12 protein-coding genes are annotated in these 12,197 nt (G+C 69.9%); 8 read left to right on the top strand and 4 right to left on the bottom strand.

Translation table 11 applies throughout. From position 1 onward, the window contains the following. Positions 1-356: 356 nt before the first annotated feature. The 4 genes from ACTWQO_RS37445 to ACTWQO_RS37430 all read left to right on the top strand — a co-directional run bounded on the left by ACTWQO_RS37445 (position 357) and on the right by ACTWQO_RS37430 (position 1,810). Entirely contained in the window at positions 357-608 is a 252-nt protein-coding gene (locus ACTWQO_RS37445; RefSeq protein ID WP_443241841.1) for a hypothetical protein, read from the top strand. Between the two features lie 115 nt (positions 609-723). Beyond that, complete coding sequence (locus tag ACTWQO_RS37440) at positions 724-987, top strand: hypothetical protein (RefSeq protein ID WP_230396234.1); 264 nt, start codon at positions 724-726, stop codon at positions 985-987. A gap of 5 nt (positions 988-992) precedes the next feature. Next, positions 993-1,397, top strand: a complete 405-nt coding sequence (locus ACTWQO_RS37435; RefSeq protein WP_443241862.1) for a hypothetical protein — start codon at positions 993-995, stop codon at positions 1,395-1,397. A gap of 119 nt (positions 1,398-1,516) precedes the next feature. Continuing rightward, positions 1,517-1,810 (top strand): DUF3303 family protein, encoded by a 294-nt coding sequence (locus tag ACTWQO_RS37430; RefSeq protein WP_443241840.1) that lies wholly within the window; start codon positions 1,517-1,519, stop codon positions 1,808-1,810. A gap of 8 nt (positions 1,811-1,818) precedes the next feature. Here the strand turns inward: ACTWQO_RS37430 and ACTWQO_RS37425 are convergent, their stop codons facing one another. From ACTWQO_RS37425 to ACTWQO_RS37410, 4 genes are all read right to left on the bottom strand, one after another. Then, the gene (locus ACTWQO_RS37425) at positions 1,819-2,469 is read right to left on the bottom strand and encodes a hypothetical protein (RefSeq protein WP_443241839.1); all 651 of its coding nucleotides are present in this window, start codon (positions 2,467-2,469) and stop codon (positions 1,819-1,821) included. Positions 2,470-2,580: 111 nt separating this feature from the next. Further along, positions 2,581-5,037 carry a glycosyltransferase gene (locus tag ACTWQO_RS37420; protein WP_443241838.1) on the bottom strand — a complete coding sequence of 819 codons (2,457 nt, stop codon included), beginning with the start codon at positions 5,035-5,037 and terminating at the stop codon, positions 2,581-2,583. Further along, positions 5,034-5,735: a GntR family transcriptional regulator gene (locus ACTWQO_RS37415; protein WP_443241837.1), complete on the bottom strand. Its 702-nt coding sequence runs from the start codon at positions 5,733-5,735 to the stop codon at positions 5,034-5,036. Before ACTWQO_RS37415 ends, ACTWQO_RS37420 begins: the two co-directional genes overlap by 4 nt. Before the next feature lie 252 nt (positions 5,736-5,987). After that, entirely contained in the window at positions 5,988-7,343 is a 1,356-nt protein-coding gene (locus tag ACTWQO_RS37410) for an aspartate aminotransferase family protein (protein WP_443241836.1), read from the bottom strand. A 171-nt stretch (positions 7,344-7,514) separates the two neighbouring features. Between ACTWQO_RS37410 and ACTWQO_RS37405 the strand changes: the two genes are divergently transcribed. The 4 genes from ACTWQO_RS37405 (at position 7,515) to ACTWQO_RS37390 (ending at position 12,186) form a co-directional block, all read left to right on the top strand. Then, a complete protein-coding gene (locus ACTWQO_RS37405) occupies positions 7,515-8,117 on the top strand; it encodes a type 1 glutamine amidotransferase family protein (protein ID WP_443241835.1) in 603 nt (200 codons plus the stop codon). Continuing rightward, positions 8,114-8,572 (top strand): MarR family winged helix-turn-helix transcriptional regulator, encoded by a 459-nt coding sequence (locus ACTWQO_RS37400; RefSeq protein WP_443241834.1) that lies wholly within the window; start codon positions 8,114-8,116, stop codon positions 8,570-8,572. Before ACTWQO_RS37405 ends, ACTWQO_RS37400 begins: the two co-directional genes overlap by 4 nt. A gap of 82 nt (positions 8,573-8,654) precedes the next feature. After that, positions 8,655-10,478 (top strand): serine/threonine-protein kinase, encoded by a 1,824-nt coding sequence (locus tag ACTWQO_RS37395; RefSeq protein WP_443241833.1) that lies wholly within the window; start codon positions 8,655-8,657, stop codon positions 10,476-10,478. Positions 10,479-10,638: 160 nt separating this feature from the next. Further along, the gene (locus ACTWQO_RS37390; RefSeq protein ID WP_443241832.1) at positions 10,639-12,186 is read left to right on the top strand and encodes a PstS family phosphate ABC transporter substrate-binding protein; all 1,548 of its coding nucleotides are present in this window, start codon (positions 10,639-10,641) and stop codon (positions 12,184-12,186) included. Positions 12,187-12,197: the final 11 nt, after the last annotated feature.

Here is a 12,197-nt window from a genome sequence, read left to right as displayed (position 1 = left end):
CGTAAGGACACCCGATGCGTTCTCATCGTACGGCGCGTGCGCGCGTCATTGCAGGCTTCTTGGCCGCCCTTCTCCGTGACCGCCGCATCTCCCGGTGCCTGGTGAGCGTACTGACGTACCTATTGGCCCTCCCCGGAGGCGCCCGCGTCGCCCTGCGCGCGTACTCCGCGCAGTGCCCGGAGAGGCGGGCGCGTATGGCCGCCGCCCTTCGTGAGCTGGAGGAACGGCGGGATGCGCGGCGGGTGGCGCGCGGGGGCGGGGGCGCGGGTCAACTCCCCGTTGTTCACGAGGTGTTCGACGTCCCGTGCGAAGTCGGGCCACCAACGGGTGAAACCGAAAAAGTCCGGGATCAGCAGGTGCGGAGGAGCAGGCAGACCGCGCTCGCCGCGCAACTGCTCATCTCCCTCGGGCGGATCGATTCCCGGCTCATCCTCGACGCCACCGAGGCACTGCGGCTCGCGCCGCTCGTCGAGGCGTGGTGGGCGCGGGGGGTCAGCAGTGCTCAAGTGCGGGCGGCGCTCGTGTACGGCTGGCCGCCGCAGCCGGTGCGCTCGGCGGGTGCGCTTGTGGAGAGACGTTTGCGGCGTGGGCGTCCGGTGCCGGCGTAGGCACATACAGACTCCCGGCCGTGCATTCGTAGAGCCGGGCGATCCAACCGAAAGGAACGAAATGACCGCACTACTTGAGCGGGCCGATACGGTATACCGCAGGTATACTGCCGTCATGGCTGACACCACCGTCAAGGTCGACCCCGCTGTCCGTGACCGCCTCATGGTGCTCGCTCGCGAGCGCGGGATGACCATGCGCGATCTGATCGCCGAGCTGGCGGGGGCCACCCCCACCAAGGAGGAGCTGCGCAAGCGGTACGAGGAGACGAAGGCGTACTGCGAGACGCATTTCGGCGTGACGTTCACTGACGAGGATCACGACCGGGTCGAGAAGGTCTGGCAGGACCTTGAGGCCGGCCGACCGGTGGAGAGCCTGTGAGCGCGATGGCGGCGGGTTCGACGGGCGTCGTCTTCGACGAGTCGGCCCTGCTGGCGCTGGGTTCGGGGAACTCGCTCGCCTCGCACTTCGTGGCGAACACCGAGCACGGGCCCACGCGTCACGTCTACGTTCCCGCGCTCTGCCTGGCCGCCGCCGACGGTATGCGCAAGGGGCTCGCCGAGCACGTCGGCGCCCTGCCCGCCGTCGAGATCGTCGAGTTGGACTTCCCGGGTGCGTGCAGTGTGGGTTCGCTGCTGCGTGACGGGGTGGAATGGCGCCTCGGTCAGGCCGTTCATCTGTCCAGGCCGACGCCCGACTGGCCGGACGGCCGCCACGTGGTGACCGTCGACCCGGACCTGTACGCGGACATGCCTCTCGTCCGCACGATCAGGTTGCCGCGTCAGCGCTGATGTCCACCGGCCGGGGTCGGTACGAACAACTGCCGCCCCGGCCGATTCGCCCCAGTCATCCGGAATACTCCATATGGGCATATTCTGAGGCTGGGGCCCATCAGAAGAAGGTGAGTGCGATGCGCGTTCTGTTCAGGGCACAACTCGACACGGAGAGGTCGAACGAGGCCATCCGGAACGGCACCTTGGCGAAGCTGATCCAGTCCTCCATGGAGCAGGTCAAGCCGGAGGCGGCCTATTTCACCGCTGACCACGGTCACCGCACCTGCTTCCTCGTCTTCGACATGCAGGACAGCTCGCAGATGCCGTCGATCGCCGAGCCGTTCTTCCTGGAGCTCGGTGCCGACGTCTCGTACACGCCGGTCATGAACCCCGAGGATCTGCAGAAGGGGCTTTCCGCGCTGGGGCGCTGACGCCGGCCTCAGCTGAAGATGATCATCGAGCCCTGCGCCAGACTCCGCGTCGCCGCCGCGTGCAGGCCGAGCCAGACATGGCGCTCGCGGGCGAAGGGGCTGGGGTCGTAGGGGGCGGGGACCGCGGGTTCCTCCAGCTCGGTGGGGGCCAGTGGGGGCTGAGGCGGTGCCGGCGGGTTGGCCGGGTCGATGCCGATCACCGGCGCTACGAATTCCAGCTCGCGGAGAAGGGTCTGCGAGGAGCCCAACGGGCCCCCTCCCGCGAGGAGTTCGTCGTTCGCCAGAGGGTGCGGGAAGTCCACGGGGACGTATGCGCCCGCATGGTCGTAGTGCCAGACCAGGTGGGACTGCTGGGCCGTCGTCTCGAACATCTCCAGGAGCTGTTCGTAGTCGCCGCCGAGTGCGTCGACCGGCGTCACCGGCAGGCCGCAGACCTGGAGCAGGTACGCGCGGCGCAGGAAGTGCAGCGCGTCGTAGTCGAAGCCGGCCACCGGGGCGACCTCGCCGGACAGGCCCGGCATGTACTGGTACACCGGCACCGGTGGCAGCCCGGCCTCGGCCAGCACCTTGTTGTATTGCGCGAGTTCCTCGGCGAACGGGTTGTCGGGCGTGTGGCACAACACGTCGACGAGCGGTACCAGCCACAGGTCACAGGCCAAAAGAGGTCTCCTCGTAACGACTCGTAACGACTAGAAACGGCTAGAAGCGACTAGAAACTGAGCGACTGGCGAGTTCTGAAACGACTAGGACAGTAGTGGGTGTCGTGCCCATCAGCTCCCCGCGTGCAGATCCCATACCCACACCCCGCCGGTCCATTTACCAGGGCTGCCCACCAGCTTCTCCACCGTCTCGCGCAGCTTGTCGTCGTTCTGCTGCGGCGCCAGCACCAGCACGCCCGCCTTCCAGAAGGCGAAGTCGTGCCGGGCCAGCGTCCGCCAGTTCGCACCGATCTCCGGGATCTTGCCCGAGTAGCGCACGTCCCGCAGGAGGTTGGAGGTGTCGCGGGGGGAGGCGCCGTAGATGCCGATGCGCTCCTCGCCGTAGGGGCCGTTGAAGTAGCCGCCGGGGAGCTTGAAGCCCATGTCGGCCTCCGTCTGCCAGTGCAGGGCCTCCGCGTTGCCGGGATCGGGCAGTGGGACCGGGACGAGCGACTCGCCCTTTCCGAGGTACGACTTCCAGCTTCCGTCCGCGATGAACGCGGGCACCTCCGCGCGGTCCACCGCCTTCAGCGGGGCGGGGACGAGGGGGAGCAGGGCGAGGCAGACGCCGAGGAAGCCGGCGAACTGCGCGCTCACGGCGCGGGCGGCGGCCAGCCTGTCCACCGCCAGCGCCACCAGCATGCCCAGCGCCGGCGCGCACACCATCGCCACGCGGCTCTCGATGACCGACTCGAACAGCGGCTTCTCGGCGAGCAGCGCCCAGGGGCCGGGCAAAACCACGTCCGTCAGCGGGATACGGAACTCCGGGCCCAGCGAGAGGAAGGCCGCCGCGACCGCCGTGAACGCCAGCGCCTTGACCAGGGCGTGTTCCCACAGTCGTACGACGATCGCGAAGGCGAGGGCGACGAGCGGCCAGCCGTAGAAGGCGTTCTGCTCGGTCGGGTTGAGGGAGAGGGCGTTCGCCGTGTCCGCGTCGCCCGCGATGAGCGAGCGTTCCGCGAAGGAGAGCAGGGCCAGCGGGCTGTTGCCCGCGTTGTCGCCGTGCAGGACGCTGTGGTAGCTCTGCGGGCCGAAGAACTGCCAGGCCAGGGCGTAGATGACCAGGGGGAGACAGGTCGCGGCGCCGATCAGCAGGCCCTTGCCGAGCGGGCGCCAGGACGCCTTCGCCACATCCCGTCGTACGACTCCGTACGCGGCGGCGAACAGCAGCATCCCCATCGCCGCCAGGAGGAGGGGCTCCTCACCGAGGTAGATCTGGTACGCCGCCATCAGGCCCAGCACGATCCCGTCCCGTGCGACCCGGGTGCCGGAGCAGAGCCTCAGCGCGCGGTCGATGATCAGCGGGATCATGAACAGGATGATGAAGTTCGGGTGCGCGTTGGCGTGGCTGACCATCGGCGGGGCGAAGGCCGCCAGGGACGCCCCGACGAAGGCCGCGGCGCGCTGCCGTACGACCCGTTTCACGATCAGCCAGTACCAGGCGGCGGCGGTGGCCGCGAGGCCCAGCGTCATCACGACGCTCAGGGAGATCGCCGGGCCCGCGAGCAGGGTCAGCGGTGCGAAGGGGACGGACAGGCCGAGCATGACCGTGTTGGCCATGAGGTTCACGCCGTCGGGGAAGCCCTGGAGGTCGGTGAAGAGGGGGTTGCGGAGGTGGGCGACGTTGTCGGCCGTCACCGCGAAGAACCACTCCCACTGGTTCTGGTCCCGCAGGGAGTCCGGCAGATAGCGGCCGCTCGGGTCGATCAGCCGGCCCGAGTAGAGGGCCACTGACATGAGGAGGAAGAGGGCGACGGCGAGGAGGTCGGCCGGGCGGAGCGCGCGGGCCTTGAGTCGGGCGAGTTCGGCGAGGACGCGGCCGTAGTCGAGGGGGCCGACCTTCGAGCCGCTCTGGTGCGACCAGCGGACCGGCACCTCGGCGAGCGGCCAGTCGGCGCGGCGGAAGTGCTGGAGGACCTCGACGTCGATGCCCCAGCCGTCGAGGCGGGAGTCGGCGAAGGCCTCGCGGGCGCGGTCGCCGTCGAAGAGCTTGAAGCCGCACTGGGTGTCACGGATGCCGGGGACGGCGGTCCTGCGTATGAGTACGTTGCCCGCGCGGCCGAGCAGTTCGCGCACCGGGTGCTGGCGGTCGCCGATCGTCGCGCCGGGGACGGAGCGGGAGCCGATCGCGGCGGCGTAGCCCTCGCTGAGCGCCTTGTCGAGCCGCTCCAACTCCTCGATGGGCGCTGCCAGATCGGCGTCGGTGACCAGCACCCGGCGGCCACGGGTGGCGGCGACGCCGAGGCGGAGGGCGGCGCCCTTGCCGCGGTTGCGGTCGCCGGTGACGAGGCGGATGCGGGCGTCGTCCCCGTCGGTCCCCTGGGCGGCGCGCTCGGTTCGCTCGGTGACGAGGTCCCGGGTGCCGTCTGTGGAGCCGTCGTCGGCGACGACTATCTCCCAGTCGCCCCAGCGGCCCTCGTCCTCGCCGAGATAGTCGGCGATGGCGTCGAGGGTGGGGCCGAGACGTCGTTCTTCGTTGTAGGCGGGGATGACCACGGAGAGGTCCACGGCCGTCTCAGGGCCCTTCATCCGGCGGCCAGTCGTTCGATGAGTGCTAGGGAGTCCGTGTTGTACGAGGCGACGATCGCGCGTGCCTCCGTCGTGTCGCGTCGGGCCAGTGCGTCGACCAGCTCAGTGTGGCAGGACCAGAGGTGGCCGCGCAGGTCGGTCACCCGGCGCAGGTGCTGGACCGCGCAGACCCAGGACTGGACGCGCAGCCGGTGCAGGAAGTCGGCGAGGTAGGGGTTGCCGAAGAGGTTGCCGAGTTCCTTCCAGAAGCGCAGGTCGTAGCCGATCAGGACCGTGAGGTCGCCCGCGGCTGCCGCGCGCTGTGCCTCCTCGCCGCGTCGGCGCACTCCGGCGAGGCCGGCGGCGAAACGGGCGTCCGCGGGGTTCTGGTAGCCCCGGTGATTGCTGTCCAGTGCCTGGAACATGCCACCGATGACCAGGCTGCGGGCCTCAAGGATGCGGCGGTAGTCCGCTACGGAGTACTCGTGGACGTGGAAGCCGCGGTGCTGGTCGGCGTCGAGGAGGCCCTGCGCGGAGAGATCGACCAGTGCCTCGCGTACGGGGGTGGCGGAGACGCCGTACTGCTCGGCGATCTCCTTCACCGTGAACTCCTGACCCGGCTGCAGCCGTCCCGCCAGCACCTCGTCGCGAAGCGCTTCGGCGATCTGCTGCCGCAGGGTGCTGCGGGTCACGGCGCCGTTGCCGCTGGTGCCGGGCATGGTCGGGGCGTCTCCCTACGTCGCGATGGGGTGGCGTGCTCGCATATGTCTACGAGCACGCCACCTTACGCGTTCGCGTTGCAGGGGTCGCCGTCCTGGCGGGGGGAGCGGGAGGGCGGTTGTCCTCGCCCCCGCCGCCCCCGCAAGCTGCGGGCATACGTGCCGCCTGGGGCGGCACGGGTGGGCGCTGGGGGTCCCCCTCTGGGGGAGGCACCCCGTCAGCGCCGGGCTGCGCGACCCGCCCCCCGGCAGCTACTCCGCGAACTCGTCAGCCACGCTCAGCGCAGCGTCCAGCGCCGTCAGTCCCTCCTTCAGTTCCGCCTCGCTGACGTTGCACGGCGGTACGACATGCGTCCGGTTCATGTTCACAAACGGCCAGATACCGTTCGCCTTCGCGGCGGAGCCGAACGCGGTCATCGGGGCGTTCGCTTCGCCGGACGCGTTGTACGGCACCAGCGGCTCGCGGGTCTCCTTGTTCTTCACGAGTTCCAGCGCCCAGAACATGCCGACGCCGCGCACCTCGCCCACGCAGGCGTGCCGCTCGGCCAGCTCTCGCAGCGCCGGTTCGACGACGGACGTACCGAGCTTCGCCGCGTTCTCGACGACGCCCTCCTCGGCCATCACGTTGATCGTCGCGACGGCGGCGGCGCAGGCCAGGGGATGCCCGGAGTAGGTCAGCCCACCCGGATAGGCCCGCTTCCCGAAGGTCTCGGCGATCGCGCCCGAGATCGCGACCCCGCCCAGCGGCACATACCCGGAGTTCACGCCCTTCGCGAAGGTCATCAGGTCCGGCGTCACATCGAACAGGTCCGCCGCGAACCACTCGCCCGTCCGCCCGAACCCGGCCATGACCTCGTCCAGCACGAAGACGATCCCGTACTTGTCGCAGATCTCACGGACGCCCGCCAGATAGCCCGGCGGCGGCACCATGATCCCCGCAGTCCCCGGAATCGTCTCCAGGATGATCGCGGCGACGGTCGACGGCCCCTCGAAGGCGATCGTCGTCTCCAGGTGTTCGAGAGCCCGCTCGCACTCCTGCTCCTCCGTCTCCGCGTAGAAGCGGGAGCGGTAGAGGAAGGGTGCCCAGAAGTGCACCACGCCGGCGGAACCGCTGTCCGATGCCCACCTGCGCGGATCACCCGTGAGGTTCACCGCCTGCTGCGTACCACCGTGGTAGGAGCGGTACGCCGACAGCACCTTCGGCCGGCCCGTGTGAAGCCGCGCCATCCGTATCGCGTGCTCGACCGCGTCCGCGCCGCCGTTGGTGAAGAAGATCTTGTCCAGGTCACCCGGCGTCCGCTCGGCGATCAGCCGTGCCGCCTCCGACCGCGCCTCGACGGCGAACGCGGGCGCGAAGGTCGTCATCCTCGCGGCCTGCTCCTGGATCGCGGCGACGACCTTCGGGTGCTGGTAGCCGATGTTCGTGTAGACGAGCCCGCTGGTGAAGTCGAGGTAGCGATTGCCGTCGTAGTCCCAGAAGTACGACCCCTCCGCGCCGGCGACGGCGAGCGGGTCGATGAGCTCCTGCGCGGACCAGGAGTGGAACACATGCGCACGGTCCGCGGCCTTCACGGCGGCGCCGACCTCGGGATCTGGCTGAGGGGTCATGCGGGCGAGCGTAAATGTCCGCGATGCGGAAGCGGTATCGGCGTCCTGTCTGTGGGATGACGCTTTCCGCGACAGGTTGTCGACAGCGAGCGATCCCACTTGAAAGTCATTGACAGTATGCTGCGTAAGTGACAGCATACTGTCATCAGTTCAAAGGGTCCAGGAGGAACCATGAGCCACCAGCCCGTACACCTCGCCGTCTACAACTCCCTCGCCGACTGGGAGCCCGGACACGCGACCGCCTTTCTCGCCCGCGCCGGGTACCCGATCCGCACCGTCGGTCCCACCCTCGACCCCGTCACCAGCATCGGCGGGCTCCGTATCCAGCCCGACCTCGCCCTGGACGACGTACGCCCCGAAGACAGCTCGCTACTGATCCTGCCGGGCGCCGATCTGTGGGACACGAGCGACGATCTCGCGCCGTTCGCGCGCAAGGCGCGGGAGTTCCTCGACGCCGGCGTCCCCGTCGCCGCGATCTGCGGAGGCACCGCTGGACTCGCTCGTGAGGGACTGCTCGACGACCGCGACCACACCAGCGCCGTCTCCTTCTATCTCGCGGCCACCGGATACAAGGGCGGTGACCGGTACGTCGACGCGGACGCCGTGACCGACGGCAACCTCGTCACGGCCGGTCCCACCGAGCCCGTCGCCTTCGCGCGGGAGATCTTCCGGCTGCTCGGGGTGTACGAGGGTGAGGTGCTCGACGCCTGGTACCGGCTGTTCCACGACTCGGACGCGGAGGCGTACGCCGTCCTTCAGGGGGCGGCCGAGTGAGCAGGGAGCGTCAGGATCTGCTCAGCCGCAGCGCCCTCGGCGTCTTCCGGCTGAACGGTCAATTCCTCGCCGTGGCGGAGGAGTTGGCGCGGCCGGCCGGGCTCACCGCCGCCTGGTGGCAGGTGCTCGGCGCGGTGCTGCGGGAGCCGTTGCCGGTGTCCGGGATCGCGCGGGAGATGGGCATCACTCGGCAGAGCGTGCAGCGGATCGCCGATCTGCTGGTGGAGCGAGGGCTCGCCGAGTACCGGCCCAACCCCGCCCACCGCCGCGCCAAGCTCCTCGCACCGACCGAGGACGGGCTCGCGGCGGTCCGCCGGATCGACCCCGGGCACGCCGTCTTCGCCGACCGCCTCGCGGAGGCCTTCGGGGAGGACGAACTCATGGACGCCGTACGAACCCTGGAACGGCTGTCGAAGGTCCTGGAGCAAGTGGGACTCCCTGTTACGGAACCGTAGACACCGCCCCGCTCACCTCGCCGTATCTCCGCCGTATCCTCGATCCATTGCACAGCGTGTATCGGGGGAGGGCGGCGCGGCGATGGAGAAACTGGGGGCCGGGGATCCACCGCGGATCGGGGCGTATCGGCTGCTGGCGCGGCTGGGTGCGGGCGGGATGGGGCAGGTGTATGTGGCCCGGTCCGACCGGGGGCGGACCGTCGCGGTCAAGCTGGTGCGGGAGGAGCTGGCCGCGCAGGAGGAGTTCCGGGCGCGGTTCCGGCAGGAGGTGCAGGCCGCGCGGCAGGTCGGTGGGGACTGGACCGCGCCGGTGCTGGACGCGGACACCGAGGCCGCCGTTCCCTGGGTGGCCACCGGGTATGTCGCCGGGCCCAGCCTGCAGCAGGTCGTCGGCCGTGATCATGGGGCGTTGCCCGAGCGGTCCGTGCGCATCCTCGCGGCCGGGCTCGCGTATGCGCTGAAGGACATTCACGCGGCCGGGAGCATCCACCGGGATCTGAAGCCGTCCAATGTGCTGGTCACCATCGACGGGCCTCGGGTCATCGACTTCGGGATCGCCCGTGCCCTGGAGACCGTGACCGACGGCGGGCTCACCCGTACCGGCGCGCTCGTCGGCTCGCCCGGCTTCATGGCGCCCGAGCAGGTGCGCGGCGACCGGATCACCCCGGCCTGCGACGTCTTCTGCCTGGGCTCCGTCCTCGCCTATGCCGCCACCGGCAACCTCCCTTTCGGCGCCGCCAACAGCGGGGTCCACGCCCTGATGTTCCGCATCGCCCAGGAGGAACCCGACCTGGAGGGCGTACCGGAGGGGATCGCCGACCTCGTACAGCACTGTCTGCGCAAGGACCCGGCGGCGCGGCCGACGCTCGACGAGATCCTGGAGCGTACGGGCGCCGACGCGACCGTCTCGGACGGGCGGTCGCGGGATCCGTGGCTGCCCGGCGCGCTGGTGGCCCAACTCGGGCGGCACGCCGTGCAGTTGCTGGAGACGGAAGACCCTGAGGACGCAGCGGCCGTTGAGGCGTCCCCCGAGCATGCGCCGGCCGCGGACGACGACGCTCCTACGGCCGTACAGGCGCCGCCTCCGCCCGGACAGCCGGGTGGCAGTGCCCCCTTGAACCATCTGCCCACCATGGTCTCGGGCCAGGGCCCCCAGGCCCCGCCGCCCGCCCCGGCGCCGCACCCGGCGTACGGCTATCCCCAGCAGCACCCGCAGCCCGCGGGGTACGGGTACCCGCAGCAGCCGGGGGCCGGGGCGCCGCCGTACGGCCAGCAGTACAACCCGTACGGCAGCCTCGGTGCGACCCCGCCGTACGGGCCCGGCGCTCCCCAGGAACCGCCGCGCCAAAGCGGCCGTTCCACGGTGCTGCTCGTCGTGATCGCGCTGGTCGTGGCACTCGCCGCCGGTGGTTCGGTGTACGCGCTCATGAACGGTTCGGGGGACGAGAAGAACGAGGGCAAGGGCGACGGCACGTCCACCGCGTCGCCGAGCGCGAGCGCCTCCGCCACATCCGGGCCGACGACGGCGCCGGAGTCCTCCCCGGCCACCTCGGCGCCCGCCGACGGTGCGATTCCGACGGGGTTCCTGGGGACGTGGAACGCGACCATCGACAACGACGCCGGGAGCCACACCCGTCGACTCACCCTCCAGCAGGGCGAGGTGGGTGACACAGTGCTGTCGCTCGCGGCCGACGGCCCGGACTATCACTGTGTGTTCCAGGCTCAGCTGGCCGAAGAACCGGGCGCGGACGGCCCGTTGAAGATCGGCCCGTCCACCGTCACCGTCGGTGAGCCGGCCTCCTCCTGCACCCCGGGCGCCGCCACCGAGCTGACCCTGCTGCCGGACGGCCGGCTGGAGCGGGTGAACGCGAGCAGCGGGGAGAAGCTGGCCTATACGCGAGAGTGACCAAGTCCCCCTGTGTGCACGCCCGTTGAAGACACGCGCGTGAAGACCCGCGCGGCAGTTGAATCTCAAGCGAACTTCTGCGGACGGAAACGGAATATCACAGCCCGCGACCGTACAGTGACCGGACACTAACGGGTTCTGGGAGTTGCGGGGGCACCCAGTGGAGTGGCTGAGCGCAGAGAATGTCGTCGCCGTCGCGACGGCGTGCATCGGTATCGCGGCCTCGATCGCCATGGTGTGGTACGAGCGCCACATACCGCGGCGTAAGCGGATCGGTTACCGCGTCCAGATGGACAACCCGATAGGGGACGACGTCCAGTCGGGCCGCCCGAACGTCCGGCTCGGTTCGTTCGACGCGCCCAACATGGCCAACGGGACGCTCGTCCTGCTGCGCATCGAGAACGACGGCTCGGAGAGCATCGGCCTCGACGACTACACGAGCCGTGAACTCAACGGCCTGACCGTGGAGTTCACCGACCGGACCATCCACGGTGTGTCGGTCACCCAGCCGCAAGGCACCGACCATCTGATGAGCCACTTCACCCCGCACTCGGGCTTCGGCTACGACGACGACGGCAACAAGCTGCGCCTCCCGCGCGTCCCGCTCAACCGCGGGGAGTACTTCAAGCTGCTGGTGCTGCTGTCCGGCGGTGACGTGGGCCGCGACATCAAGCTCGTCGGCGGCATCCGGGACGGTGTGGTGCGTCCCAACCGCGGGGCGCTGCCGGACGACAAGCCGCCGCTGTTCAGCCGGGCGGCCCGGGTGATCACCATCATGCTTACCGTTTCGGTCGTCACCCTCGCGAGCATCGTCCTCGCCCGCGACGACAACCCGCAGCCGCCCCTCGGCTGCGAGCAGGGCAAGCTGACCATCACCGGATCGACCGCCTTCGCGCTGGTGGCGCGGGACCTGGCGGAGCAGTACGAGAAGGACTGCGACGGCTCCGACATCACCGTGGAGGCACGCGGCAGTACGGCCGGCGTCGGTGAACTCGCCGCACTGAAGGACGAGTCGGCGAAGACCCGGGCATCCATGATCGCGTTCTCGGACGGCCGCAACAAGAGTGCCGGCGCGGCACTGCAGGCCGAGCCCGTCGCCCTGTCGGTCTTCACACTGGTCGCCAACAAGGGGCTCGACCTCCCGGAGGGCCTGACCTTGAGGCAGGTACGGCGCATCTACACGGGTGAGATCGGGTACTGGGACGAGGTCGCCCCGTCGCTGCCGCACTGGCGCATCGTCCTGGTCAGCCGGGACGCCGACTCCGGTACGCGGCAGGTCTTCCAGGACCGGGTGCTCGACGGACAGTGGGAGGGCGTGCCCAGCACGTCCCTGGACTGCGATCTCCGGAACGGCACCTCCGCCCCGGTGCGCTGCGAACTGGACTCCACGGAGGACGTGCTGAAGAAGGTCGCCGCCACCCAGGGCGCCATCGGCTACAGCGAAATCGAGCAGGCCATCGACGAGAAGAACGTGAATCGCCTGGCCCTCGGCGGCGACACCGCCTCCCTCGATGCCATCGAGGGCGACGGCAGCCCTTACCCGTATCGCGGCGTCGAGTACGCCTACACCTATGGGGCCTCGCCCGCCGGCTCCCTCGCGGGCAGCTTCCTCGACTACATCCGGAACAACGGCCAGAACGTGATCCGCAGCCACGGCCACCTGCCGTGCTCGACGACGGCGGGGGAGCGGCTCTGCAAGGACGGCTGACGCTCCCTCGA

Source organism: Streptomyces sp. 4N124, assembly GCF_052245395.1.
GTDB lineage: Bacteria > Actinomycetota > Actinomycetes > Streptomycetales > Streptomycetaceae > Streptomyces.
This window is presented reverse-complemented; position numbering and strand designations above follow the sequence as displayed.

What these genes read in the sequence shown, in the direction of transcription:
- ACTWQO_RS37405 (WP_443241835.1), top strand. Translation starts at nt 7,515, where the DNA reads ATGAGCCACCAGCCCGTACACCTCGCCGTCTACAACTCCCTCGCCGAC.
- ACTWQO_RS37395 (WP_443241833.1), top strand. Translation starts at nt 8,655, where the DNA reads ATGGAGAAACTGGGGGCCGGGGATCCACCGCGGATCGGGGCGTATCGG.
- ACTWQO_RS37430 (WP_443241840.1), top strand. Translation starts at nt 1,517, where the DNA reads ATGCGCGTTCTGTTCAGGGCACAACTCGACACGGAGAGGTCGAACGAG.
- ACTWQO_RS37410 (WP_443241836.1), bottom strand. Translation starts at nt 7,343, where the DNA reads ATGACCCCTCAGCCAGATCCCGAGGTCGGCGCCGCCGTGAAGGCCGCG.
- ACTWQO_RS37435 (WP_443241862.1), top strand. Translation starts at nt 993, where the DNA reads ATGGCGGCGGGTTCGACGGGCGTCGTCTTCGACGAGTCGGCCCTGCTG.
- ACTWQO_RS37440 (WP_230396234.1), top strand. Translation starts at nt 724, where the DNA reads ATGGCTGACACCACCGTCAAGGTCGACCCCGCTGTCCGTGACCGCCTC.
- ACTWQO_RS37420 (WP_443241838.1), bottom strand. Translation starts at nt 5,037, where the DNA reads ATGAAGGGCCCTGAGACGGCCGTGGACCTCTCCGTGGTCATCCCCGCC.
- ACTWQO_RS37415 (WP_443241837.1), bottom strand. Translation starts at nt 5,735, where the DNA reads ATGCCCGGCACCAGCGGCAACGGCGCCGTGACCCGCAGCACCCTGCGG.